This window comes from Devosia albogilva, assembly GCF_042685625.1.
Taxonomy (GTDB): Bacteria; Pseudomonadota; Alphaproteobacteria; order Rhizobiales; family Devosiaceae; genus Devosia; species Devosia albogilva.
In genome coordinates, this window is record NZ_JBHUNP010000001.1 from 686,196 (window position 1) to 710,373 (window position 24,178).

The 24,178-nt window shown below is 65.8% G+C and carries 28 protein-coding genes; 14 read left to right on the plus strand and 14 right to left on the minus strand.

The genetic code is table 11. The annotated features are described in order from the left end of the window. Nucleotides 1-81: 81 nt before the first annotated feature. Nucleotides 82-1,680: a HoxN/HupN/NixA family nickel/cobalt transporter gene (locus ACFSX5_RS03500; protein WP_386831817.1), complete on the minus strand. Its 1,599-nt coding sequence runs from the start codon at nt 1,678-1,680 to the stop codon at nt 82-84. Nucleotides 1,681-1,705: 25 nt separating this feature from the next. After that, a complete protein-coding gene (locus tag ACFSX5_RS03505; protein ID WP_386831819.1) occupies nt 1,706-2,638 on the minus strand; it encodes a LysR family transcriptional regulator in 933 nt (310 codons plus the stop codon). A 106-nt stretch (nt 2,639-2,744) separates the two neighbouring features. On the opposite strand from ACFSX5_RS03505, the gene ACFSX5_RS03510 reads away from it, so the two are divergent. Both ACFSX5_RS03510 and ACFSX5_RS03515 read left to right on the plus strand, forming a co-directional pair. Further along, nucleotides 2,745-3,167 (plus strand): hypothetical protein, encoded by a 423-nt coding sequence (locus tag ACFSX5_RS03510; RefSeq protein WP_386831821.1) that lies wholly within the window; start codon nt 2,745-2,747, stop codon nt 3,165-3,167. 107 nt (nt 3,168-3,274) lie between these two features. Further along, nucleotides 3,275-3,730, plus strand: a complete 456-nt coding sequence (locus ACFSX5_RS03515; RefSeq protein WP_386831823.1) for an SH3 domain-containing protein — start codon at nt 3,275-3,277, stop codon at nt 3,728-3,730. Between the two features lie 34 nt (nt 3,731-3,764). Here the strand turns inward: ACFSX5_RS03515 and ACFSX5_RS03520 are convergent, their stop codons facing one another. Together ACFSX5_RS03520 and ACFSX5_RS03525 are read right to left on the minus strand one after the other, a co-directional pair. Beyond that, on the minus strand, nt 3,765-4,205 hold the full coding sequence (locus ACFSX5_RS03520; protein WP_386831825.1) for a hypothetical protein: 441 nt from the start codon (nt 4,203-4,205) through the stop codon (nt 3,765-3,767). A 58-nt stretch (nt 4,206-4,263) separates the two neighbouring features. Then, the gene (locus ACFSX5_RS03525; protein WP_386831827.1) at nt 4,264-5,175 is read right to left on the minus strand and encodes a DMT family transporter; all 912 of its coding nucleotides are present in this window, start codon (nt 5,173-5,175) and stop codon (nt 4,264-4,266) included. 242 nt (nt 5,176-5,417) lie between these two features. Between ACFSX5_RS03525 and ACFSX5_RS03530 the strand changes: the two genes are divergently transcribed. Then, nucleotides 5,418-6,188 carry an SDR family oxidoreductase gene (locus ACFSX5_RS03530; protein WP_386831829.1) on the plus strand — a complete coding sequence of 257 codons (771 nt, stop codon included), beginning with the start codon at nt 5,418-5,420 and terminating at the stop codon, nt 6,186-6,188. After that, nucleotides 6,185-8,071, plus strand: coding sequence for an excinuclease ABC subunit UvrC (gene uvrC, locus ACFSX5_RS03535; RefSeq protein WP_386831831.1), 1,887 nt, complete (start codon nt 6,185-6,187; stop codon nt 8,069-8,071). Before ACFSX5_RS03530 ends, uvrC begins: the two co-directional genes overlap by 4 nt. A gap of 6 nt (nt 8,072-8,077) precedes the next feature. On the opposite strand, the gene ACFSX5_RS03540 is transcribed toward uvrC, so the two are convergent. Genes ACFSX5_RS03540 through ACFSX5_RS03550 form a run of 3 tightly spaced genes read right to left on the minus strand, consistent with a single transcriptional unit; the run spans nt 8,078 to nt 11,047 of the window. Beyond that, the gene (locus ACFSX5_RS03540) at nt 8,078-8,752 is read right to left on the minus strand and encodes an ABC transporter ATP-binding protein (protein ID WP_386831832.1); all 675 of its coding nucleotides are present in this window, start codon (nt 8,750-8,752) and stop codon (nt 8,078-8,080) included. Next, nucleotides 8,749-9,954 carry an ABC transporter permease gene (locus tag ACFSX5_RS03545; protein WP_386831833.1) on the minus strand — a complete coding sequence of 402 codons (1,206 nt, stop codon included), beginning with the start codon at nt 9,952-9,954 and terminating at the stop codon, nt 8,749-8,751. The genes ACFSX5_RS03540 and ACFSX5_RS03545 overlap by 4 nt, the downstream gene beginning before the upstream one ends. A gap of 4 nt (nt 9,955-9,958) precedes the next feature. Further along, a complete protein-coding gene (locus tag ACFSX5_RS03550) occupies nt 9,959-11,047 on the minus strand; it encodes an efflux RND transporter periplasmic adaptor subunit (RefSeq protein ID WP_386831835.1) in 1,089 nt (362 codons plus the stop codon). Between the two features lie 317 nt (nt 11,048-11,364). On the opposite strand from ACFSX5_RS03550, the gene ACFSX5_RS03555 reads away from it, so the two are divergent. The 4 genes from ACFSX5_RS03555 to ACFSX5_RS03570 all read left to right on the plus strand — a co-directional run bounded on the left by ACFSX5_RS03555 (nt 11,365) and on the right by ACFSX5_RS03570 (nt 13,850). Beyond that, nucleotides 11,365-12,438, plus strand: coding sequence for a 3-deoxy-7-phosphoheptulonate synthase (locus tag ACFSX5_RS03555; protein ID WP_386831837.1), 1,074 nt, complete (start codon nt 11,365-11,367; stop codon nt 12,436-12,438). Between the two features lie 141 nt (nt 12,439-12,579). Beyond that, complete coding sequence (pgsA, locus tag ACFSX5_RS03560; protein WP_386831839.1) at nt 12,580-13,152, plus strand: CDP-diacylglycerol--glycerol-3-phosphate 3-phosphatidyltransferase; 573 nt, start codon at nt 12,580-12,582, stop codon at nt 13,150-13,152. Further along, nucleotides 13,149-13,403 (plus strand): MoaD/ThiS family protein, encoded by a 255-nt coding sequence (locus ACFSX5_RS03565; protein WP_386831840.1) that lies wholly within the window; start codon nt 13,149-13,151, stop codon nt 13,401-13,403. The genes pgsA and ACFSX5_RS03565 overlap by 4 nt, the downstream gene beginning before the upstream one ends. A gap of 3 nt (nt 13,404-13,406) precedes the next feature. Then, the gene (locus ACFSX5_RS03570) at nt 13,407-13,850 is read left to right on the plus strand and encodes a molybdenum cofactor biosynthesis protein MoaE (RefSeq protein ID WP_386831842.1); all 444 of its coding nucleotides are present in this window, start codon (nt 13,407-13,409) and stop codon (nt 13,848-13,850) included. Between the two features lie 21 nt (nt 13,851-13,871). On the opposite strand, the gene ACFSX5_RS03575 is transcribed toward ACFSX5_RS03570, so the two are convergent. Further along, a complete protein-coding gene (locus ACFSX5_RS03575; protein ID WP_386835569.1) occupies nt 13,872-14,825 on the minus strand; it encodes an IS110 family transposase in 954 nt (317 codons plus the stop codon). Between the two features lie 251 nt (nt 14,826-15,076). After that, the gene (locus tag ACFSX5_RS03580) at nt 15,077-15,970 is read right to left on the minus strand and encodes a branched-chain amino acid aminotransferase (RefSeq protein WP_386831844.1); all 894 of its coding nucleotides are present in this window, start codon (nt 15,968-15,970) and stop codon (nt 15,077-15,079) included. A gap of 216 nt (nt 15,971-16,186) precedes the next feature. On the opposite strand from ACFSX5_RS03580, the gene ACFSX5_RS03585 reads away from it, so the two are divergent. Together ACFSX5_RS03585 and ACFSX5_RS03590 are read left to right on the plus strand one after the other, a co-directional pair. Beyond that, nucleotides 16,187-16,624: a MarR family winged helix-turn-helix transcriptional regulator gene (locus ACFSX5_RS03585; protein WP_386831846.1), complete on the plus strand. Its 438-nt coding sequence runs from the start codon at nt 16,187-16,189 to the stop codon at nt 16,622-16,624. A gap of 87 nt (nt 16,625-16,711) precedes the next feature. Continuing rightward, nucleotides 16,712-17,221, plus strand: coding sequence for a hypothetical protein (locus ACFSX5_RS03590; RefSeq protein ID WP_386831848.1), 510 nt, complete (start codon nt 16,712-16,714; stop codon nt 17,219-17,221). On the opposite strand, the gene proC is transcribed toward ACFSX5_RS03590, so the two are convergent. From proC to ACFSX5_RS03615, 5 genes are all read right to left on the minus strand, one after another. Then, on the minus strand, nt 17,222-18,043 hold the full coding sequence (gene proC / locus ACFSX5_RS03595) for a pyrroline-5-carboxylate reductase (RefSeq protein ID WP_386831850.1): 822 nt from the start codon (nt 18,041-18,043) through the stop codon (nt 17,222-17,224). Nucleotides 18,044-18,045: 2 nt separating this feature from the next. Continuing rightward, nucleotides 18,046-18,546 (minus strand): type III secretion system chaperone family protein, encoded by a 501-nt coding sequence (locus ACFSX5_RS03600; RefSeq protein ID WP_386831852.1) that lies wholly within the window; start codon nt 18,544-18,546, stop codon nt 18,046-18,048. A gap of 232 nt (nt 18,547-18,778) precedes the next feature. Beyond that, entirely contained in the window at nt 18,779-19,495 is a 717-nt protein-coding gene (locus ACFSX5_RS03605) for a metallophosphoesterase family protein (RefSeq protein WP_386831854.1), read from the minus strand. 5 nt (nt 19,496-19,500) lie between these two features. Beyond that, nucleotides 19,501-19,755, minus strand: a complete 255-nt coding sequence (locus tag ACFSX5_RS03610; protein ID WP_386831856.1) for an accessory factor UbiK family protein — start codon at nt 19,753-19,755, stop codon at nt 19,501-19,503. 83 nt (nt 19,756-19,838) lie between these two features. Next, complete coding sequence (locus ACFSX5_RS03615; RefSeq protein ID WP_386831858.1) at nt 19,839-20,204, minus strand: YciI family protein; 366 nt, start codon at nt 20,202-20,204, stop codon at nt 19,839-19,841. Nucleotides 20,205-20,389: 185 nt separating this feature from the next. On the opposite strand from ACFSX5_RS03615, the gene lgt reads away from it, so the two are divergent. The 4 genes from lgt (at nt 20,390) to ACFSX5_RS03635 (ending at nt 24,132) form a co-directional block, all read left to right on the plus strand. Continuing rightward, nucleotides 20,390-21,256, plus strand: coding sequence for a prolipoprotein diacylglyceryl transferase (gene lgt / locus ACFSX5_RS03620; protein WP_386831860.1), 867 nt, complete (start codon nt 20,390-20,392; stop codon nt 21,254-21,256). Next, nucleotides 21,256-22,335, plus strand: a complete 1,080-nt coding sequence (locus tag ACFSX5_RS03625) for a class I SAM-dependent methyltransferase (RefSeq protein ID WP_386831862.1) — start codon at nt 21,256-21,258, stop codon at nt 22,333-22,335. Before lgt ends, ACFSX5_RS03625 begins: the two co-directional genes overlap by 1 nt. Beyond that, nucleotides 22,332-23,087, plus strand: a complete 756-nt coding sequence (gene pgeF, locus ACFSX5_RS03630; protein ID WP_386831864.1) for a peptidoglycan editing factor PgeF — start codon at nt 22,332-22,334, stop codon at nt 23,085-23,087. Before ACFSX5_RS03625 ends, pgeF begins: the two co-directional genes overlap by 4 nt. Nucleotides 23,088-23,199: 112 nt before the next feature. Further along, on the plus strand, nt 23,200-24,132 hold the full coding sequence (locus ACFSX5_RS03635) for a ribose-phosphate pyrophosphokinase (protein WP_386831866.1): 933 nt from the start codon (nt 23,200-23,202) through the stop codon (nt 24,130-24,132). The last annotated feature ends 46 nt before the right edge of the window (nt 24,133-24,178 follow it).

The window sequence follows — 24,178 nt, forward strand, 5'->3', positions numbered from 1 at the left end:
CGCCAGTTTGGAAGGGTTCTAAGGCTCGCGCACCATAGCGGCTTCCCCCGCTGCCGCAAGGCGGCGATGGGTCGCGCCGGATCAGAGGCTCGCGATCAGCAGCATCACCCCGAACAGCGTCACCAGCACCGCCCCGCCCAGTTCCAGCCACCACACCACTGCCCCCGTGACACGGTTGTCCGCCCCGCCGATCCGCCGCGCCAGCCCCTTGGCCGAGACGGCGATCGTCGCCAGCACCGATACGGTCAGGCCGGTGCCGATCCCCATCAGCACCACCGCAGCGATCCCCGCCGCCAGCAGTCCCTGCGACAAGGCGAACACCAGCACCACCAGCGCGCCGGAGCATGGGCGGAGCCCCACCGCCAGCACCACGCCGAGTTGCTCGCGCCAGTGGCCAGTCGTCACCGCCGGCGGCACCACCGGCACATGGTCGGCATGATCGTGCCCGTCATCGTGATGGTGGTGATGATGATGGTGCTCTTCACCATGCAGGTGCGCCCGCGCCTTGGCAGCCATGTCGTGGTGATGGTGGCTGCGCCCCCATCCGAACAGTCGCCGACCGATCAACCACAGCCCCAGCAGCGTCACCAGCGCGTAGGATACGACGCCGATCCAGTGCGCCGCATCACTCATCGCCAGGCTCGTCAGCCCCAGCAGCCCCGCCGCCACCAGCGCAAAGCCGATTGCCACCGCCGACTGCACCAGCGCCGACACCATGCTCAGCGCCACCCCGCGCCTGAGCTGCGTCTCGTTGGCCAGCATATAGGACGAGATCACCACCTTGCCGTGCCCCGGCCCGGCGGCATGGAACACGCCATAAAGAAAGCTCAGCCCGCCGAGCACCCAGAACGCCGTCCAGTCGCTCCGCAGCCGGTCGAGCGCGCCGGTCAGAGCGCCATAAAAGCTTCGCTGCTGCTGCTCGATCCAGCCGAATACGCCGGTGCGCGGCAGGTTCAGCCCCGGCTCCGGCGGCGGTCCGCCGAACGGTGCCGGCCGCGCCCGCGCCACCTCGGCTGCCGCATCTGCAGCCGTCGTCGGCGCTGCGGCAGCACCACCGCAGCGTACCACGATCATCCCCTGCGTACCCCGCATGGCGGCCGCAAGATCCGGCGGCAGTTCCAGCACTTCCGGGCCGAGCGCATAGAGCCGCTCCTCCACCGCCGGATCCATCGGTCGCGGCGGCACCAGTTCCGCGGCGCAAGCGGCTGGCGCAGTCTCCAGCCGCACATCGCTGGCGTCGCCGAAGCTGATCGCCACATAGTATTCGGGGTCATACACCCCGAGCTCGAACCCGCTCCCCACCGGCTGGGGCGTGTCGGCAACAAGCGAAAAGCTCAGTGTAACCCGCCCGTCCTCGAAGCGCATGCGCTGGTCGCCCGCCGACCGGAACGTCATCGGCGAGGCCACGTCGCCGGCCGTAGTGTAGAACCCGTATTCGGCGAGGCCGAGCATGTTCTCGTCGGCTAGCTCCTGCATCTCCTCAGGCGCGGTGATCCCGTCGCCATTGGTGTCGAGCCCCTGCACCATCCAGGCCGAAAAGGCGCTGTCGAAGGTCCAGTCGTGCCTGAGGCCGGTGACGGCGGCGTTGCCGTCCATCACCACGGCAAGCTCGGCATCGATGAAGATATGCGGGTGGGCTTGGGCCGGAACGGCAAACCCGCCGGCCGCCAAAGCGGCCACCGCAACTCGTCTCAACCAGCCCATTTCAGCTCAGCGGGTGCTGTTGGAACCACACCACCAGGTGGTCAATCAGCGCGCGGACCTTGCCCGCGAGGTGCCGCCGATGGGGGTAGACCGCCTGCAATGTCTGCCCCGTGGGCAGATAGTCCTGCAGCACCGGCACCAGTTCGCCCGAATGAACCAGCGGGTCGGCCAGATAGGAGGGCAGCACCACCAGGCCGAGTCCCATCGCTGCGGCGGTCCGCGCTGCCAGGGGCGAATTGGTCCGCACCGGCCCGCTCACCGGCACCGAAATGGTCTTGCCGTCCTGGGTGAAGCGCCAGTTCGACTGGCCCTGCAGGTTGACGTCGACGATGCACGGCATCTGCCGCAAATCGTCGGGATGCTGCGGCGTGCCATGCTGCTTCAGCAGCCCCGGCGCGGCGCCCACCACCACGTGCATGTCGGCGATCTTGCGGGCGATCAGCGAGGAATCCTGCATGGTCGAGATGCGCAGCGCCACGTCGATCCCCTCGTCGATCAGGTCGACATAGCGATCCTCGAGTCTCAGATCGAGCGTCATCTTGGGGTGCTGCAGCAGGAATTCGTAGATCGCCGGCGCCAGCGTCGATTCACCGAAATTGCGCGGCACCGACACCCGCAGCAGGCCGCGCGGCTCGGCCGTCTGCTCGGAAATGCTGGCATCGAGGTCATCGAGCTGCTGCAGCAGGGCGCTCGCTTCGCGGTAATAGGCTTCGCCGGCTTCGGTCAGGCTGAGCTTGCGCGTGGTGCGGTTCATCAGCCGTACGCCGAGATAATCCTCGAGATCGGTGACGTACTTGCTGAGCAGCGCCTTGGACCGGCCGTGCTGCCGGGCAGCGGAAGAGAAGCCGCCACTGTCGAAAACCTGCACGAAGGCGCGGATGCGGGCGAGATCCTGCGTCATGATGCTCCGTTCCAGCATAGGCAGGGCACGCATAACTCATCTGCACATTGTGAACAATGACGCCCCTTGGTCCCCCGAGGATTAACGATAGGATGGATTGCAATCGACCGATCAGGGAGTTCGGACTATTTTCCCGCCCATGTCCAAACCCTCGCCCCGCTCGACGCTCTACCGGCTGATCCAGGCGGGTCAGCTTGCGCATCTGGCGGTGCTGGCCCCGCTGCGCGATCGTGGTCTCGAGCCCGGCGACGACGCCGTGCTGTTCGAACTGGGCCGCAGCGGCCTCACCGAGGATGAACTCGCTTCAGCGCTCGGCGTGCCGTTCGACTCCATCGTCGGCCGCATCGAACGCCTCGCCGGTCGCGAACTGGTGGTCCGCCGCGCCGTGGGTCCGGAACTGGTGCCCGGCGTTTGCCTTACCGAGCGCGGCGTGCGCATCCGCAATGCCCTCGCCGAACACTGGGCCCAGATCGAGGAAGCGTTGATGGGCGAGCTCAAGCCCAAGCAGCGCAAGACCATGGCCGAGCGGCTCGGCCGCTTCGTCGAACTCCTCAGCCTCTGACGCGTTTGTTGTTCAGAATGATGACGGGGCCATTCAGGTCCGGTTCATCCAGAAAGGTGTTTCCTTGCGCCAAGGCATTCGTGCCACGCAGGGAAAAGGAGACAACAATGGCTCTGTCCAAGAAGATCATCGCAGGCGGCATCGCCGTCCTGGCGCTGCTGGGCACCGCGGGAGCCGCCATGGCCGCTCCCGCCTTTGCCACCAGCAACGTGAACGTCCGCTCCGGTCCGGGCACCAGCTACGGCGTCGTGGACACGCTCCGGCGTGGCGAGCGGGTGGAAGTCGAATACTGCCAGGGCAACTGGTGCTTCGTCGAGAAGCGCGGTCCCGATGGCTGGGTGTCCGCGAACTATCTCGATCGCGGCGGTTACCGTCCGCCGGTCGTTCGCCCGCCCGTGGTTCGTCCCCCGGTCTGGGATCGGCCGCCGCACTGGCATAATCCCCGTCCGCCGCGCCCGCCGCACTGGAACCCGCGGCCCCCGCGTCCGCAGCCCTGGCCTGGTCACGGCGGTGGCTCGGTCTGCTTCAACGGCCCCAACGGCTACGTCTGCCTCGGCAACTAACCAATATAGCGCCGCCCCCCGGGGCGGCGCTTTGCTATTCTACCAGGATCCGCTCGACGTCGATCCCCCGCCGCTCGAGCGGTTCGCGCATGCGCCTGCCGAGGAATTCGTAGAGGCCATAGGCCACGATGGCGCCGACCACGATCGCAATGGCAAAGCCTCGGATACCGTCCTGCTCGGCTGCGACGATCGAAGCCACCAGCGTCACCGCCCCTGTGCCGAGCAACGTCCACAGCCGCCGCTGCTTCGCCAGCCGCAGGTTGCGGGCCCCGGAATGCAGCAGGTCCCGCAGCTCCGTGTCGCTCATCGCCACCAGTTCGGTATTGCGCCGCTCGCGCCGGATCGTCTCGATATAGGCATCGACCCGCCGCAGCGTCAGCGCCTCACGGCGATCGGTACCTTTGCCGCCGGTCAGCAGCTTGTAGCCGCCGCCGATCAGCAGCAGCACCAGCGCCAGTTCGATCAGCCAGATCATGCCAGTCCCTCCGCTCCGTTGATCCTCACATGCCCCTCACGGCGTAGAGGATCAAGCCCTACTCCCGGCCCGGCAGCGGTCCGGCCACGGTCGGCACCCGCTTCACCCGCTCACGCGCCATCACCACCAGCCCGGCAGCAACGATGATCACTGCGCCGATCATCGAGACCGGATCGATCCAGTGCCCGAAGATGACCGCGCTCAAGATGATCGCCCACGGCAGGGAGAAATAGTTGAACGGCTGCACCGTGCTCGCGGGCGCCATCGACAGAGCATAGGTCATCACCCCGTGCCCGGCGCAGGTGGTGACCATCATCAGCACCACCAGCATGAAATCGCCCCAACCCATCGGCTGCCAGAAGAAAACCCCGACCGCCGCCGACAAGACCAGCCCGGTGACCGCCGCATACAGCATGCTCGTCGCCGCCGTGTCCTGGCTGCTGACCTTGCGCGTGATGACGATGTAGAGCGCATAGAGGGTCGCCGAGCACAGGGTGAACAGCACCCCCCAGTCGAGCGGCAATCCACCCGGCCGGACGATCACCATGGCACCCAGAAACCCGACACCCACCGCGACGAAGCGGAAGATGCCCACCTTCTCGCCCAGGATCGGAATGGCAAACAGCGTCACCAGCAGCGGATAGACCAGGGTAATCGCCTGCAGCTCCCCCAGCGGCACCGTGCGCAGCGCCAGCGCGAAGAACCAGATATCCGCGATCAGCAGCACCCCGCGCAGCACCTGCCACCCGGCCGCCCGCGACCGGAACGCCTGCCGCAACGGTGCCTGCCGCATCACCATCACCAGCGCGAACAGAGCGAACCCCCAATAGCGCATCATGGTGATCTGGAACGGCGAATAGGTCTGGACGAGTATCTTGGACACCGCATCCTGCACTCCGAACACCGCAATGGTGGTCAGCGTCAGCACGATGGCGAGAGGAACATTGTCGGTGCGGGTGGAGGTGGTCATCAAAGGAGTCCGGAGTGGCCGCCACTGCTAGCGCAACGGCTGCGTCTTGACCATGTCCCACGCAACCGCAGCCCCCATCCCTCGAGCTATTAACCCCCTCCCCCTCCAGGGGAGGTAAGGTGGGGGATGGTGGCGCTGGATCAACAGCAACCCTCCTGACATCCCCTGCCCTCCCCACCCGCAACATTGCCCCCTCGCTCCCTGCCCCCTACAGTCTCTCGACCCGCAACTGACCGCCGCCGATGACGAATCAACCCACTCGCCCCGTTGCCCTCGTCACCGGCGCCGCCGATCGCATCGGCGCCGAGATCGCCCGCGCCCTCGCCACAGCCGGCCACGCCGTGGTGATTCACTACCGGTCCGATGCCGAGGGCGCCCGACAGGTCCGTGACAGCATCCGCGGGAGCGGGGGCGCAGCAGCCATCGTCAGGGCCGATCTCTGCAGTCGCCGCCAGCGCGCCGCTCTGATCGGGAAGGCGACGCAGCCGTTTGGCCCGCTCACCACGCTCATCAACAACGCCTCCACTTACGATCCCGACAGCGCCCGTGACGTCGACGAAGACACCTGGGACCGCCACTTCGCCCTCCATGCCGAAGCGCCCGTGTTCCTCGCCCGCGATTTCGCTGCCCAGATCCCGGCCGGCACCGAAGGCAACATCGTCAACATCATCGACGAGCGGGTGCTGCACCCAAGCCCCGCCTATTTCAGCTACACGCTCTCCAAGTCCGTCCTGTGGACCGCCACCCGCACCCTGGCACAGTCCCTTGCGCCCAATATCCGCGTCAACGCCATCGGCCCCGGCCCGGTGCTGCCCCACTCGCGCCAGACGCAGGAAGAGTTCGACCGCGGGGTCGCCGCCTTGCCGCTCGGCCGCCACGCCGGTCCGGAGGCCATCGCCGAAGGGGTCTTGATTTTGCTGCAAATGCGGTCGATGACGGGACAGATGCTGGCGCTCGATGGCGGCCGGCACCTCGAATATCCGGCGCGCCGCGCCCCAACGCCAAGATCATGACCGAAGAGCCGACAACCCCTCCGCCGCCAACGGGCGCCGAGGTCATCCGCCAATTCGTCCGCACCCTGCCGTCAGCGCCGGGCGTCTACCGCATGATCGATGCGCAGGGCGAGGTCATGTATGTGGGCAAGGCCCGCAACCTCAAGGCCCGCGTCACCAACTACACGCGCCCCGAAGCCCTGGAAGTTCGGCTCCAGCGCATGATCGCGGCCACCGCCAGCATGGAGTTCGTGCGCACCGAGACCGAGTCCGAGGCGCTGCTGCTCGAGGCCAACCTGGTCAAGCGGCTGAAGCCCCGCTTCAACGTGCTGCTGCGCGACGACAAGAGTTTCCCCTACATCCTGATCGCCACCGATCACGAGGCGCCCGAACTCACCAAGCACCGGGGGACCCGCCGCCGGCAGGGCCACTATTTCGGTCCCTTCGCCTCCGCCACCGCCGTCGCCCGCACCATTTCGAGCCTGCAGAAGGCGTTCCTGCTCCGCAATTGCTCGGACAGCTTCTACGCCGCCCGCACCCGGCCGTGCCTGCAATACCAGATCAAGCGCTGCGCCGGCCCCTGCACCCGCGAGATCAGCCTCGAGGACTATGCCGAACTGGTCGATGAGGCTCGCCAGTTCCTCTCCGGCAAGTCCGACTCCGTGCGCGACCACCTGCAGCGCGACATGAACCAGGCCGCCGAGCAGCTCGATTTCGAGCGTGCCGCGCTCCTGCGTGACCGCCTCTCCGCCCTCGCTCTGGTGCAGTCGCAAGGCGGCGCTACCGCCCGCAATGTCGAGGAAGCCGACGTCTTCGCCATCCACCACGAGGGCGGCCAATTCTGTGTGCAGGTGTTCTTTTTCCGCGCCTACCAGAACTGGGGCAACTACCCCTATCGCCCGCGCGCCGATGCCAGCCTCAGCGACGCCGAGGTGCTGGAAGCGTTCATCGCTCAGTTCTACGAGAACCGCACGCCGGCTCGCCTGGTCCTGCTCAGCCACGAGCTCAGCGAACCCGAGCTGATGAGCGAGGCACTTGCCTCACGTGCCGGCCGCAAGGTCAGCATCGAGGTGCCGCAGCGCGGCGAGAAGCGCGACCTCGTCAACTACGCCCTGACCAATGCCCGCGAGGCGCTCGGCCGCCAGCTCGCCGAGTCTTCGTCCAACCGCACCCTGCTCGAAGGTGTCGCCAACTGCTTCGGCCTCGACGAGCCGCCTCGCCGCATCGAGGTCTACGACAACTCCCACATCTCCGGCACCAATGCGGTCGGCGCCATGATCGTCGCGGGCGAGGAAGGCTTCTCCAAGAAGCACTACCGCACCTTCAACATCAAATCCGACATCGTCGCCGGTGACGACTTCGGCATGATGCGCGAGGTCCTCACCCGCCGCTTCGCCCGCCTTGCGAGCGAGAGCGAGGTCGATGCCGAGGACGAGCAGACCGGCATGCCCGACTGGCCCGACGTCGTCTTCATCGACGGCGGTGCCGGCCAGCTCAATGCCGTCCGCCAGGTCATCGCCGAGCTCAACCTGCCCAAGGAAGTCACCTTCATTGGCATCGCCAAGGGCGAAGAGCGCGATGCCGGGCGCGAGAAATTTTTCATGGAGGGGAAGGACCCCTTCATGCTGCCGCACCGCGACCCCGTGCTCTATTACGTTCAGCGCCTGCGCGACGAAGCGCACCGCTTCGCCATCGGCACCCACCGCGCCAAGCGCAAGAAGGACGTGATCTCCAATCCCCTCGACGAGATCGAAGGGATCGGCCCCACCCGCAAGCGCGCTTTGCTCAACCATTTCGGCTCGGCCAAGGCGGTCTCGCGCGCCTCGTTCGACGACCTTGCTGCCGTTCCGGGCATTTCCCGCACCATGGCCCAGCAGATCTACGATCACTTTAACCGGGTCTGACCCGGCTCAGCTCACCTTGCCGTCGCTGACATTGATCTGCCGCCGGCAGGAGGCGGCGATCTTCTCGTCATGGGTCGAGATCAGGAAGGTTGTCTGCTCGTTCTGGTTGATCTCGCCCAGCAGCTCCATCACCTGCGATGCCGACTCGCGGTCAAGATTGCCGGTCGGCTCGTCCGCCAGCACCAGTTCCGGCTGGTTCATCAGCGCCCGGGCGATGGCCACGCGCTGCTTCTGCCCGCCGGAGAGCTCGGTCGCCAGGAACTCCATCCTGTCTTCGAGCCCCACCCGCACCAGCAGTTCGCGCGCTCGCTCTCGCGCCGCGCCCGTCTCCCGCCCCTGCCGCACAGCCGTCGGAAACATGACGTTCTCGAGCGCCGTGAAGTCCGGCAGCAGGTGGTGAAACTGGAACACGAAGCCGATATGCCGGTTGCGGAACTCGGTGAGGTCCCGGTCCGAAGCCGCGGTGAGGTCCTCCCCCAGCATGTGGTGCTGGCCGGAGGTCGGCTTCATCAGTGTCCCGAGGATGGTGAGCAGCGTGCTCTTGCCCGACCCTGAAGGTCCCAGCAGCGCCGCGAACTCCCCCTCCTCCAGGGCGAGGTCGAGCCCCTTCAGCACGCGCGTTTCCGCCTCGCCCTCGCCATAAGTCTTGACGAGGTCCCGCACCTCCAGAAGCGCCGTCATTGGCCGATCACCGTCACGGGGTCCACCCGCGCCGCCGAGCGCGCTGGCAAGATCGCCGCCAGAATCGCCCCGATCGCCGTCAGCGCGATCGCAAGGCCATAGGAGCCCTGCCGCACATCGATCGGCAGCCCGCCCGGTGGCGCCAGTTCCGGTAGCGGAAACGGCGACAGCGCCAGATACCCCAGTCCTGCGCCAACCAGTCCGCCGATGATCCCTATCAGCGCGCCTTGCAGCACGAACACGACCACCACGAAGCCGCGGCTCGCCCCCATTGCCCGCATGATGCCGATTTCGGAGCGCCGCCTGTAGGTCGACAGCAGCAGCGCGCTCGCCACCCCGATCACGATGGTGATCAGCGCAAACGCCTTGATCAGATTGCCCGAATTCGCCTGCGCCCGCAGACCATCCAGCAACTGCGCATTACCCTCGGTCCACGGCGACGTCTCGAGCCCGGTCTCCGCCGCGATCCGCGCCGCCATGGCATCCGCCTGATTGAGGTCAGCCAGCTTGATCTCGATCCGCGATATGCCCTGCGGCAGGTCGAACAGCGTCCGCGCCGTAGCGAGGCTCACGAAAGCGGCCCGGGCATCGAGCCCCTCGACCCCGAGTTCGAAGATGCCACCCACCACCAGCGGTCGTTCCACGTCCCGTTCCGAGCGGATCCGCACCACCTGCCCAACCGTCAGCCCCAGATCCTCGGCCAGCGTGCGGCCGATGATCACCGTGGAATTGGTCAACAGCGTCTCGCCTGCAACGAGATTGGACTCGACGTCGGCGATGGCTGACACCTTGTTGTCCTCGACCCCGGTTACGCTCACGGGCGCCGTCGCCTGCCCGCGCACGATGAAGCCATTGCCGATAATCTGCTGAGAGGTCGCCGTCACTTCCGGCATGGCGCTGATCAGCGGCAGGAACGCCCCCGCCGTCCGCAACTGGTTGCGCTGCGTCGTCGCGCGCTGTTCCACCACCAGAATATTGGGTTCATGCGGCAGGAGCGACACCGGATCACGGCTCGGTGCCTCCACCGTCACATGGGCGATATCGCCCACGGTCCTCTGCACCAGGAACACCGCCAGCCCGCCGATCAGGGCGCTCATGAAGATGAACACGAATACACCCACCGCCACGCCGGCGATCAGCAGGCCCGTCTGGGCCTTGGTGGCGGTCAGGTATCTCAGGGCGATCTTGAAGGTATAGGGCACGGCGCTACTCCGCCTCGACCTCTTGCCCCGGCGTCACCGCCGCCGGATCCAGCACCACCAACTCGCCTTCGGCGACGCCATCGGTCACGATCACTCGCTCGGCCGGCCAGTCGGAAAACTGGACCTGCCGCTCCACCACCACGCCATCCTCGACCACCATCACGTGGCTCACGTGACCCTCCGTGACGATGGCGCTGCGCGGCAGCGACAGCACATTGTCCTGCTGTGACACGATGATATTGGCATTTACCGTCAGCCCCACCGGCAGCTCCACCGGTTCGTCGAAGCCAATCTTGATCGCCCGCCCACCCGTCGTGGGATCGACCGACGGCGTCGCAAACACCACGGTGCCGGTTCGCGCCACGCTCTCGCCCACCGGCTGCAGCAGCACCTCCAGCCCTTCAGTGATCCGCGATGAATAGAGCTCGTCGACATCCGTCTCGACCAGCAGTTCCGACAGATCGGCGACGGTGAACAGGTTGCTCTGCGGATCAACCAACTGGCCTTGGTCCACCGCCCGGTCCAGCACCACCCCGTCGAGCGGCGAGGTAATCGTGAACTGCTCGAGCTGGCTCTGCGCTTCCTCGAGCGCCGCGGTCAGCCGCACCACTTCGTTGGTGGCCGCAGCCAGCGACAGCTCGGCATCCTCGCGCGCCGAGCGGGTGGCGTTGTCGCCCAGCGCCTGCGCCCGCTCCGCCGCCGCTCGTGCCTGCCGCTCCTGGACCAGGCCGGCATCGAGCGCCGCCCGCGCCTGATCGACCAGCGCCTTGGCCTGGTCGCTGTCGATCCGCACCAGCACGTCGCCAGCGGCAACTTCTGCGCCTTCCGCCGCCAGCACCTCCAGCGCCCGTCCGGAAACCGCCGAGCGCACATTGACGGTGTTCCGCGCCGCCACGCGTCCGTTGACCGCCAGCACCTGCGTTACCGGCCCGGCAGCAACCGCTTCCACCCGCACCTGCGGCGCGCGCGATTCCCACGGCCGCTGCAGATAGGCGTAGACGCCGCCCCCCAACAGCAACAACGCCAGCAGGATCAGCCATCCGCGGCGGCTGCGCCGCTTTTTCCCAGAGGATTTGGAACTCGCTTCAGCCATGGTTCCCCGCCGTTACACTCTCCCTCCTAATACGCGCCGCCGCCCATAAAGATTTCACCTGCCGCGAAAAAAGCCCGCCGCCTCCGCTCAACCGAACGTCGGAGTCGACAGCCTGCGAATCCTCCGCTACATCTTTGCGCATGATCAACGCCGCCACCTTCTCGTTTTGGTACTTTAGCTATCCGCTCCCGGCGGAGGCTAACGCGCGTCTGATCTGATCCCAGCGATAAGACCAAACCCGAAGCCAGCCGCCCGACCCACGAGGCGGCTTTTTTGTTGGCCGCCTCCCGACCGAACCACCGAGGGAGACCAACCAGATGCTCAAATCCACCGACGACCTTCGCATCACCGAGATCAAGCCGCTGACCACGCCCATCGAGGTCATGCGCACCCATCCGCGCACCGATGCCGCCACGCGGACGGTGATCAGCGCCCGCCACGCCTTCCACAACATCCTCACCGGCCAGGACGATCGTCTGGCCGTGATCGTCGGCCCCTGCTCCATCCATGATCCCGCAGCCGCCCTCGACTATGCGCGCCGCCTCATGCCCCTGCGCGAGCGCCTCGGCGACCGGCTCGAGATCATCATGCGCGTCTATTTCGAAAAGCCTCGCACCACCGTCGGCTGGAAGGGCCTGATCAACGACCCCAATCTCGATGGCAGCTTCGACATCGACACCGGCCTCCACACCGCCCGCGCACTGCTGCTCGAGGTCGCCAATCTCGGCCTCCCTGCGGCCTGCGAATTCCTCGACATGACCACGCCGCAGTACATTGCCGACCTCGTCTCCTGGGCCGCCATCGGCGCCCGCACCACCGAGTCGCAGATCCACCGCGAACTCGCCTCCGGTCTCTCCTGCCCGGTCGGCTTCAAGAATGGGACCGACGGCAATGTCCGCATCGCGCTCGACGCAGTGCTGTCCGCCTCACAGCCGCACCATTTCATGGCTGTCACCAAGGACGGCCGCTCCGCGATCGCCGCTACCACCGGCAACCCCGATTGCCATATCATCCTGCGCGGCGGCAAAACCCCGAACTACGATACTGCCAGTGTAGACGCCGCTGCCGCTGCTGCCGAGAAGGCCGGCCTCCGTGCCGCGCTGATGATCGACGCCAGTCATGCCAACTCGTCCAAGAAGCCCGAGAACCAGCCCGCGGTGCTCGCCGACATCGGTGGCCAGCTCGCCACCGGCGATCGCCGCATCATCGGCGTCATGCTGGAGTCCAATCTCGTCGCCGGCCGACAGGATCTCGTTCCAGGCCAGCCCCTCACCTATGGCCAGTCCATCACCGACGGCTGCATCGATTGGGATACCACCGTCACCACGCTCGAGGCGCTCGCCGATTCCATCACCCAGCGCCGCGCCGCCACCAAGCAGCAGGTCGCCTGACACGAACGCTGGTGCTCATCGCCTCCCTCCCCTTGTGGGGGGGGACCGAGGGTGGGGGTTGGCGACGGGAACCTTGCGGCTGGACCGGCGTCCTCGTAACCACAGCTTGACCCCCTTCACCCCATCCGTCACCCTTCCCGAATGACCACCACCACCAACCCGCTGCTGCTGATCCCCAACATCATCACCATCGCCCGCGTCTTCGCGATCATCCCGATCGTCTGGCTGGTGATGGATGGCGACACGACCCTGCGCATCATCGCCTTGGCGCTCTACGTGATCGCCGCCGCATCGGATTGGGTGGATGGCTATCTCGCCCGCGCCTGGAACCAGCAATCTCCCTTCGGCCGCATGCTCGATCCCATCGCCGACAAGGTGCTCGTCGGCATTCTGATCGCCGCTCTGGCCTGGGACGGCAGCTTCTCGGGCTGGGACATGATTCCGGCCGTCGCCATCCTGTTCCGCGAATTCTTCATCCCAGGCCTCAGGGAATTCTTGGGCAATGCCACCGTTGTGCTTCCGGTAAGTCCCCTCGCCAAGTGGAAGACCACTGTGCAGCTGGTGGCCCTCGCCGTGGTGCTGCTCGAGCGCATCGTCCCCGGCCTCGGCCTCGTCAGCGACATCCTGCTCTGGCTCGCCGGCATCCTGACCATATGGACGGGCTGGCAGTATCTGCGCGCCAGCTGGCCGCACCTGACAGGACCAGCACGGTGAAGGTGCTCTACTTCGCCTGGCTGCGCGAACGGCTGAACCGCGCCGAGGAGGAGATCGCCCCGCCGGCCGAGGTCGTCACCAGCGCCGATCTACTCCACTGGCTCGCTGCCCAAGACGAAGGCTTCGCCCTGGCAATGAACGGCAAGCCAGCCCAGTTCAAGGTCTCGCTCGACGCCCGCATCCGCCCGCTCGACGCGCCCATCGCCGGCACCGCCGTGGTCGCGATCCTGCCGCCGATGACCGGTGGCTGAGCCATGCGCGTCACTGTCACGGCCGACCCGTTCGACCCGGCTGCCCTACCGGCGGAACTCGGTGGCAACCCCGCGGCCGGCGCGGCCGTCACCTTCACCGGCATCGTGCGCTCCACCGCTGACCGGCCGATCACTGCCCTGATCCTCGAATGCTATGAAGACCTTGCCCGCAACGAGATCAGCGCCATCGTCGACCGCGCCATCACCCGCTTCAAGCTCACTGATGCCGCCGTGATCCACCGCCACGGCCGCCTCCTGCCGGGCGAACCGATCATGCAGGTCATCACCACCGCCGCTCACCGCCAGGCCGCCTTCGACGGCGCCCAGTACCTGATGGATTACCTCAAGACCAACGCCCCCTTCTGGAAGCAGGAGGAGACAGCGGACGGTGTCACCTGGGTCGAAGCCAAGCCGGCGGACGATGCTGCGCGCCAGCGCTGGGAATAGCTCAAACGAAAAGCAACGGTGTTAGCGGTCAAGGACAGCTGGGTTGTTGTCTCGGAGTCTGGCGTTGAGGATGATGAGCATTTTTCGGATGACGGCGACGAGAGCGACCTTTCCGGGTTTTCCTCTGCCCCGCAGGCTTGTGTAGAAGGCTTTGATTGCTGGATCGAAGCGGATTGCCGGCAGCGCGGCGAGATAGAGTGCGTCGCGCACTGGCCTTCTGCCGCCCGCGATCATGCGCTTTCCGCGCATTGCGCCGCTGTCGCGGTTGAGGGGGGCAACCCCGACCAGCTTGGCGATCTGAGCTTTGTTGAGCAGACCCAGTTCGGGCAGGCCTGCCAGCAGGAAGCATGCCGTGCGTAGGCCGATCCCTTTGAGGGACATGAGCACCTCGGCCTTCTTGCCGAGTTCGGGGTCCGCTCTGAGGCACTCTGCCATGTCGTCAACAACAGCCTGACGCTGCTTGACCAGAAAGCCCAGGGTCTGTTCGATCCACTCCTTCGTCCTGCCTTGGGTCCCGTGGTTCAGCTTCTCGCGCCGGTTCTTTTCTTGCACGATCATGTGAGACAACTGCCTGTAGCGCAGGACAAGCTCCTCCAGCGCAGCCTGCCGGCTGGAGCGCTGCGGCAGGATGCGCGTCTGCATGCGCCGGCCATAGTCAGCGAGGACGAAGGCGTCGATCGTATCGGTCTTGGAGAGCTGCCCGCAGGCTCTGGCGAACTGCCTGACCTGGCCGGCATTGACCTTGGCAACCGGCAACTGGGCCGCTTGAAGGGCCGCCACGGTCAGGCGCTCGTAACCGCCGGTCGGCTCCAAAATCAGCCGCGCGATCCCCTTCAGGGGCGCCAGAAAGGCGATGAGGGCAGCCACGCCTTCAGCCGTATTGGCAAAGCGAGCCTTCTCCTGATCGGGCAGCAGGCAGACATCCAGGAAGGATTTTGATATGTCGATGCCCACAAAACGGGTAGCATAAGGCATAGGCTTGGTCTCCCTTATACGCGAGCGCAAGGCTCTCTCAACGGTGCGACGAAGCCTCAAGGCACGCAGAGGGTGATGCTTTTTTACGAACGTAACGTTCAGGGCCGGATGCCCAACCGCTCTGCGTGCATCATCGTGGTGTTGCAACCACCACAATGAACTGAGGCCGGAACATCATAACGACGTTCCGGCCTCGATATGTATAAGGCCGGACTGTCGCCCGGCCTTTTCCAAAATCGCTACGGCGGCCTTTACTCGGCTGCAGCAGCCTGCTTCGGCTGCACTTCCGCCGAATAAGCCGCAATCAGCGTGCGGCAGCCTTCGCCGGGCGTGAACCGGTACTCGCCGATCTGGCTCACCGGCGTCACTTCGGCAGCGGTGCCGGTCAGGAAGCATTCGTCGAACTGCGACAGCTCTTCCGGCTGGATGTGCCGTTCCGTCACCGTGTAGCCGTTGCGCTTGGCGAGGTCGATCAGGGTCTGCCGGGTGATGCCGTTGAGGAAGCAGTCCGGCGTCGGCGTGGTGATGTCCTTGCCCTTGATGAAGAACACGTTCGCGCCGGTCGCCTCGGCCACGTAGCCGCGATAATCCAGCATCAGCGCGTCGGCATAGCCGTTAGCCATCGCCGCGTCCTTGCTGAGCGTGCAGATCATGTAGAGGCCCGCAGCCTTGGCCGAAGACGGGATCGTCTCCGGGCTCGGGCGCTTCCACTTGCTCCATTCGAGCCGGATGCCCTTGAGCTTCTCCTCGACCGAGAAGTAGCTCGGCCACACCCAGGCAGCGATCGCCACATGCACCTTGTTGTTGCGCGCTGGCACGCTCAGCTCTTCCGAGCCGCGCCAGGCCACCGGCCGCACATAGGCGTCGGTCAGGCCGTTCTTTTCCAGCACTAGGCGCTTGGCCGCCTCGATCTCGTCAACGCTATAGGGGAACGGCATGTCGAGCGTCGCCGCCGAGCGGATCAGCCGCTCCGAGTGCTCGCGCGACTTGAAGATCTCGCCGCCATAGGCGCGTTCGCCCTCGAACACGGAGCTTGCATAGTGCAGCCCGTGCGTCAGCACGTGGACCTTGGCGTCCTTCCAGGGTTTGAGTTCGCCATCGAACCAGATCCAGCCATCACGCTGGTCCATTGGCAGGCCTGCCATGATCCTCTCCCGCAATAAAGATATGGGCCCCTCGCATGGGCCAGAAACTGCTGCACCGATCATGCCCCAGCCCCAAGCCCTTGGCAAACCACAGCGGCTTTGGGATAAGACCCAACGGCGATCCTTGATGGAACCAGCATGGCAGCGCACACGAAAAATGTCAACAAGGCTGACATAAATTCTGCACTGCCCGCATCGGCCCTTCCGCTCGATATCATGGGCCTGTTTTTCTTCGCCTACCGCGACTTCACTGGCGATGCCGACGCCCTGCTCGAACAGCAAGGGTTCGGCCGCGCTCACCACCGGGTGCTCTATTTCGTCAACCTGCGCCCCGGCATGCCGGTCGCCGACCTGCTCGACATCCTAAAGATCACCAAGCAGAGCCTCGCCCGAGTCCTGCGCCAGTTGATCGACAATGGCTATATCGAGCAAAAGACCGGCCACACCGATCGCCGCCAGCGCCTGCTCTATGCCACCGACAAGGGCCGTGCTTTCTTCGCGAGACTCTCTGCCACCCAGGCCAGCCGCATCGAGGCGGCGATCGGGATCTTGCCTCCCAATTCTCGCAAGCTCATAACCCGGTTCCTGGTGGAGATGGTCGAGCCGGCGGACCGCAGCGTCCTCGACCGACTCAGCCTCACCACCGACCTTTAAGCTTTTGGCCCTACCATCGAAACAGGTGGGGCGACGACATCAGGAAGCCGCTTCAAGGCAGCGAAACAGCCCAAAGGACTCGCTCGCGTGCAGATGATGACGAACATCCGCGCTGCTGCCCTACCCGACCGGGTAGCGCTTGTGCTCGCCGAAGCCCAGGGAGCCCTCAGCCGCGGCAATGTGGAGGCGGCTATCGACGCTCTCCGCGCCGTCCTCAATCCCGAGAGCACGGACGAGCAGCAGTCGATGGTCCGGGTGAATCTGGCAGCAGCCCTGTGCCAGCAGGCGCAGAGCCTCGCACAGAATGCTTCAGCCATCGGTATTCTGGACGAAGCCGCGTCATTGCTGAATCAGGCCATTGCCGCACTGCCGGCACGGACGCGCAACTGGGCCCTCGCCAGGACCAATCTGGCGGTCGTACTGCTCACCCGCGGCAACCGCGCCAACGTTCCCGCCGACATCCTCATGGCGCATCTGGCGCTCGACGGTACCGAGGAGGTTTTCGCCACGGCAGCAGACGAGGCGGGCCGAACCTGGTCACGGGCGGTGCGCGACCATCTCACCGAATTTCATGAGCGCCGCGCCAGCTTGCGCTGATCAGCCCCGCCCGAGTTCTTCGCTCCGGCGGCGCGCCGCCGCAACCGTTCGGTCGACCAGTTGCGTCAATCCATCCGCCTCTGCCATCAACACCGCCAGTCCTGCGGCGGTGGTGCCGTTCGGCGACGTCACGTTCTGGCGCAAAACCGCCGGCGGCGCACGATCGGCATCGAGCAGCGCCGCGGACCCGATCACGGTCTGTCGCGCCAGTTGTTCGGCAATGGCGTCCGGCAAGCCCTGCCGCCGCCCCGCCTCGGCCAAAGCCTCGACAAGGTGGAACACATAGGCCGGTCCCGAGCCGGAGATCGCCGTCACCGCATCGAGCTGATCCTCGCGATCGAACCAGACCACCGCTCCCGCCGCCTTCAGCAGCGTTTCCGCCGCGTCGCGTTCGTTCGCGGTCACCCCCGCTGCGGGCACCGCACCGGTGATCCCCTTGCCGATCTGCGCCGGCGTATTGGGCATGGTGCGGACCACCTTGCCGGTGCCGAGGCCCTGCGAAATACGCGCAATGTCGATCCCCGCGGCGATGGACACAACTAGCGTCTGCGGGCCGACGACCGGCTTGAGGCCGGACATCACCGCGCCCATCACTTGGGGTTTCACCGCCAGCACCAGCACGTTGGGCTGCAGCCCCACCGCATCGCCATGGATGGTCAGTCCGAAATCCTTCGCCACCTCGCGAGCGATCTCACCGGGATTGGGGTCGACCAGGATCAGATTGGCGGGCTGCAGCCCGGCATCGAGCCATCCCTGCGCCAGCGCCATGCCCATCTTGCCAGCGCCGACCAGCATCACCGGGCCGATGGTGCGCAGCGACATGATCAGGCTTCCCCGACGGTTTCGAACATCACCTGGCTCAGCGCTTCCGAAGCCGCCTTGCCGGCCCACACCACGAACTGGAACGCCTGGTAGTACAAGTCGCAGCTATCGGTGGCCGAGCGCAGCAGCGCCTCGCATTGCTGCGGCGACACTTCCGCCCCGCCGGTCAGCAGGTGCGAGTTGCGGAACAGCACGACGCCTTCCTTGTGCCAGATGTCGAAGTGCCCGATCCACAATTGCTCGTTGATCAGGGTGATCAGCTGCTTGATCTCGTTCCGCCGCCCTTCCGGTGCCTTCAGGTCGAAGGCGCAGGCGATATGGAGGCTCTCGAGATCCTCCATCCAGTTGAACGACACGTGGTAGTCGCTCCAGCCGCCGCGCACCGAGATCGAAATCTCGTCGGCGTCCTGGCGCTCGAACGTCCAGTCGTTGATCGAGGCGATGTGCTCGATGATGTCCACGGGGTGGACGGTCCGGTCGGGCGCAAATTGCAGAAGCGACATTGAGACAGTCGTCCTCGTTCGAGTCTCGGGCCCGAAGGGCCTGCGGCTGGGGTGTCAGGCAGCGACCGTGGCCACAAGGGCTTCGAATCGTCCCGATGAAGTCACCCTACACCCGCTGGCCGGCACGGGGATCGGTCGCCAGCAGTGCGCCGGCAATCTCTTGTGGAAGGATGGTCCGGCCGATTTGGTTAACGGAGTGTTAAGGCGCGGCCAGACACTGCTTCGTTTTGGATCAGAACAGGCCTTGGGGGCCCATCCAGCCGGTGGCCAGGGGCTCGCTCCAGGCGGGAAATCCGTTCGCCACGGCCAAGGCCGCAGCAGCGTGGTGGTCGTACTCGACCACCCGCAGTTCCGTGATCCAGTGCCCCTCACGCCGCTCGATGATGGCATAGCGTGCATCGGGCGAACCATGGACCAGTTGCAGCCCCACCGCACCCGGATTGACGATCACCCGCCTGTCTCGCAACCGCACCGAGCGCGCCACGTGCGTGTGCCCGCACAGCATCAGCGGATAGTCGTAACCTTCCGCCATAGCCGCCACGGATGCCTCATCCGGCAAGGCCGTTTGCCGGCCCTCGAACCAGCCGTCGAGCCAAGGTTCAGTGTCGCTTTGCGGCGTCCCGTGACACAGGAACACCTCCCCCGCGAATACTGCGGTTGCCGGCATCTGCTCCAGCCACCGCCTATGCGCAGCCGTCAGTCGCTCGCTGGCAAACCGGTCCACCCGGTCGAGCCGCTCGCCCTCCACCAGCCACCGATCATGATTGCCGCGGATCACTGGTCCGCCGATCTGCATCAGCCGGTCGGCCGCGCCCGCCGGGTCCAGTGGTCCGCTCAGATGGTCGCCCAGACACAGCGTGGCATCAACGCTGTGCCGCGCGATATCCGCGAGCACTGCATCGAGCGCATGCACATTGCCGTGAACGTCGGAGATGACCGCGAAGCGCAAGCCGGTCAGCTTGCCTTGGGCGGCTCGGTCTTCAGCGCGGCCAGTTCCGCCCGCAGTGCCGCAATCTCGTCGCCCTGCACCTGAACCAACTCGCGCAGCGCGTCGAACTCTTCGCGCTTCACCAGTTCCATGTCGACAACCAGCCGCTGCGCCTGCGACTTCACGACGGTCTCGACCTCACGACGAACACCGTCCGCCAGCCCCGCAGCCTCGTTCATCAGTCGCCCCAGATCGTCGAAGATGCGATTGTTCTGGTTCATGGCCTGTCCGTTCCGCAAGATTTGCTGTTGCCAGATATGTAAGGCAGGCGGAACGGGATGACCAGCGCGGCGTATCGCGGCAACTAGTAGTTGGCGCCTCCAGCGATCTCGCGCAGTTCCAGAACCAGATCCTTGAGCCCGTGGTCGATGTGCATCTGCATGAACTCGCCGGCGAGCCGTGTCGCTGCGTCGATATCCGGGGCCTCGAACACGGCATAGCCGCCGACGACCTCCTTGGCTTCGGCGAACGGACCATCGGTCACGGCGATCGCGCCGGTGGCTCCCTTCAGGCGCCGCCCCTCCTCGGCAGGCTTGAGGCCACCGGTTGAGATCAGTGTCCCCTCCTTGAGACCCTTATCCATCCATGGCCCCATCGCATCCATCAACCCTTGCGAAACATCCTCCGGCTTGAGGTCGGCGGGCGGAATGATGCTCATGAAATAGCGCATGTGAAACCTCTCTGGCTGTCGCAACGATACGATCCTTGCACCCACACGACGAATGGCCCAACCCAAGATCGACAGGGCGGGCAGGGTTTTCTGCTCAAGCTTCACCAGGCCCGCCACACGCCCAATTGTGCCGCTCCCTCTTGCGACCCACCCCGCCGTGGCGCTACGGCTGACGGCACCCTGCAATGGCCGAACCTGCAAAAGGACAGACCTTGCCCTTCCCCGATATCGACCCGATCGCCTTCGCCATCGGCCCCTTCGCCATCCGGTGGTACGCCCTCGCCTATCTGTTCGGCGTGATCCTAGGCGCTGCCTATGGCTACCTGTTGCTGCGCAATGCACGCCTCTGGGCCGAAGGCCGTCCGCCCTTCAAGGCCGAGGATATCTGGGATTTCGCCTTTTGGGCCATGCTGTCGATCGTGATCGGCGGCCGCCTCGGCTACGTGCTGTTCTACAATCTCGGCTACTACCTCGAGAACCCCGCCCAGATCGTCAACACCCTCGATGGCGGCATGAGCTATCATGGCGGCATGGTCGGCCTGATCCTGGCCGTGGTGGTGTTCACCCGTGTCCGCGGCGGCAACTGGCTGAGCGGGCTCGACCTGATCGCTGCCGTCGGCACCATCGGCCTCCTCCTTGGCCGCCTTGCCAACTTCATCAACGCCGAACTCTATGGCGCGCCCACCGATCTGCCTTGGGGCGTGGTCTTCCCCACCGATCCACTGCAGGTGCCGCGCCATCCCTCCCAGCTCTACGAAGCCGCCCTGGAAGGTCTCGTCCTCTTCCTCGTCATCCGCTTCGTCACCCACATCGCCCTCGGCCTGCGCCGCCCCGGCCTTGTCGCGGGCATTTTCGGCATCGGCTATTCGCTCGCCCGTATCGCTGTCGAGTTCGTGCGCCTGCCCGACCAGCAGATCGGCTACCTTTATGGCGGCTGGCTCACCATGGGCATGCTCCTGAGCCTGCCCATGCTGCTGATCGGCGTCGGCCTCGTGGTCTATGCCGCGACGCGCCGCGAACCTCTGCTCCGCCGTCCGGAGGCGCTGTCCTGATGGTCGCCAACGCCCCGAACCTGTCCGAGCAGATCGATTTCCAGATCCGCACCGCCGGCCCCATGTCGGTCGCCACCTATATGGGCCTCTGCCTTACCCATCCGTCCAAGGGCTACTACCGCACCAACGATCCGCTGGGCGCTTCCGGTGACTTCGTCACCGCGCCCGAAATCTCCCAAATGTTCGGCGAGCTGATCGGCTTCTATGTCGCGCAGCTCTTCCAGCAGATGGGCGCGCCGAACCCTGTAACCCTGCTCGAACTCGGCCCCGGCCGAGGCACGCTGATGGCGGACATGCTCCGCGTCCTCAGCCGCCTCGACGGCTTCCGGGCCGCGCTCGATCTTCGCCTGTTCGAGACCAGCCCTACCCTCATCGCTGAGCAGAAAGCGCGCCTGGCCGACTACAACGGCAAGTGGATCACCGATTTCGACCAGGTCGGCACCGGCCCTCTGCTCGTCATCGCCAACGAGTTCTTCGACGCGCTGCCCATCCGCCAGTTCGTCAAGCAGGCGGACGGCTGGCACGAACGCGTCATCGGCCTTGTCGACGGAGAACGCCGTTTCGGCCTCAACCCCTCGCCCATACCCGAGAGCAGCATCCCCGAGGCGCTGCACGACGCCGAGATCAACGCCGTCTACGAAGTGGCCCTCGCCGGCACCCAGATCATGGACCGTCTCGCCCGCACCGTCGCTCGCAATGGCGGTGCCATCCTCGTCATCGACTACGGCTACGGTCGCACCCAGACTGGCGAGACTCTCCAGGGCGTTCGACGCCATCATTATGCCGACGTTCTCGACGCCCCGGGCGAGACCGATCTCTCCGCCCATGTCGACTTCGAAGCCTTGAGCAACGTCGCCGCCCGTGCCGGTCTCGCCGTGGCCCCGCTCGCCACTCAGGGCGAGTTCCTGACCCGCATGGGCATCGGCGAGCGCACCCAGGCGCTCGCAAGGGCAAACCCGCAGGCCGCCGCTGACCTCGAAACCGCCCGCAACCGCCTGGTCGCACCCGATCAGATGGGCTCCTTGTTCAAGGTCTTCTGCGCCCACAGCCCCGGCCTACAGCCCCCCGGCTTCGCATGAGCGTCCCCTTCGAGCGAAGCGCCGGGCTCGGCGTCCATCACGGCTTCTTCGGCCGCGCTGGCGGAATGTCACAGGGCGAGTTCGCCGGTGCCAACATGTCGACGAGCGTCGGCGATGACCCCGAAGCCGTCGCGGCGAACCGCCGATCCGCCGCCGATGCCCTTGGCTTTTCTTCCGGCCTGCAACTTCTTAAGCAGGTCCACTCCGCCGACGTCCTCGCGCTGACCGAGCCACTTTCCCAACCCGGAACAATAGCCGCCGACGCCCTCGTCACCGATCGCCCGGGCCTGCTCCTCGCCATCCTCACGGCCGACTGTACCCCCATCCTGCTCGCCGACCAGGAAGCCGGCGTCATCGGCGCGGCCCATGCCGGCTGGCGCGGTGCCGTCGATGGCGTGGTCGGCAACACCGTTGCCGCCATGCGGAAACTCGGCGCAGACCCCGCGCGCGTGGTCGCCGCCATCGGCCCCACCATCACCCAGCCCAACTACGAAGTGGGTGAGCAATTCCGCGCCGATTTCCTCGCCCTGCACCCTGCGGGCGAGCGGTTCTTCACCACTCCGCCCGGCAAGCGCGCCCATTTCGACCTGCCCGGTTTCGTTGAAGACCAACTCCGCCGCGCCGGCGTCGGCACCATCGAGCGCGTCGGCGGCTGCACCTACGCACACCCCGACCGCTACTTCTCGCACCGCTACGCCACCCATCAAGGCACCCGCACCGGGCGGCAGGTGTCCGTCATCGGACTGACGTAAACTTAAGCCTTCCGCCAAAAGCCGCGTTGCGAGTCCGGGATCGAGTCGCTAAAGCTGCGCGCGAAACTGGATGGCTCTCCTTCCGAGAGCTGGTTGAGACAGGATCGCACTCATGAAGCTGGTGACCGGCAACTCCAACCGGGCCCTCGCCCAGGCCATCGCCAGCTACCTGGAACTGCCGCTCACCGACTGCACCGTCAAGCGCTTCGCCGACAAGGAAGTGTATGTCGAGGTGCACGAGAACGTCCGCGGCGAAGACGCCTTCATCATCCAGTCGACGAGCTATCCGGCCAACGACAACCTGATGGAGCTGTTGATCCTGACCGACGCGCTGCGCCGCTCCTCGGCCCGCCGCATCACCGCCGTGCTGCCCTATTTCGGCTATGCCCGCCAGGATCGCAAATCCGCCCCCCGCACGCCCATCTCGGCCAAGCTCGTCTCCAACCTCATCACCCAGGCCGGCGCCAATCGCGTGCTGACGCTCGACCTGCACGCAGCCCAGATCCAGGGCTTTTTCGATATCCCCACCGACAATCTCACCGCCGCCCCCGTGATGGTGCGTGACATCCGCGACAACTATGACGTCAAGAACGTCATGATCGTTTCGCCCGACGTTGGCGGCGTGGTTCGCGCCCGCAATGTCGCCGAACGGATCGGCGCAAGCCTCGCCATCGTCGACAAGCGCCGCCCGCGCGCCGGCGTTTCCGAGGTGATGAACATCATCGGTGACGTCTCCGGCCAGAGCTGCATCCTCATCGACGACATCGTCGATTCAGGCGGCACCCTGGTGAACGCCGCCGAAGCCCTGCTCAAGGCCGGTGCCACCGCCGTGTCCGCCTACATCACCCACGGCGTCCTGTCCGAAGGCGCCGCCGAGCGGATCGCTGGCAGTAAGCTCAAGGAACTGGTCGTGACCGACTCGATCGAGGAAACGGAAGGCACCCGGGCAGCCGCCAACATCCGCCGCCTCTCGATTGCGCCCCTGATCGGTGAAGCGGTCGCCCGCACCGCCAGCGAGCAGAGCGTCTCCAGCCTGTTCGACTAGCGGCGGACCGCCTCGCAGTGCAGGGCGTCATTCCCGCGAAGGCGGG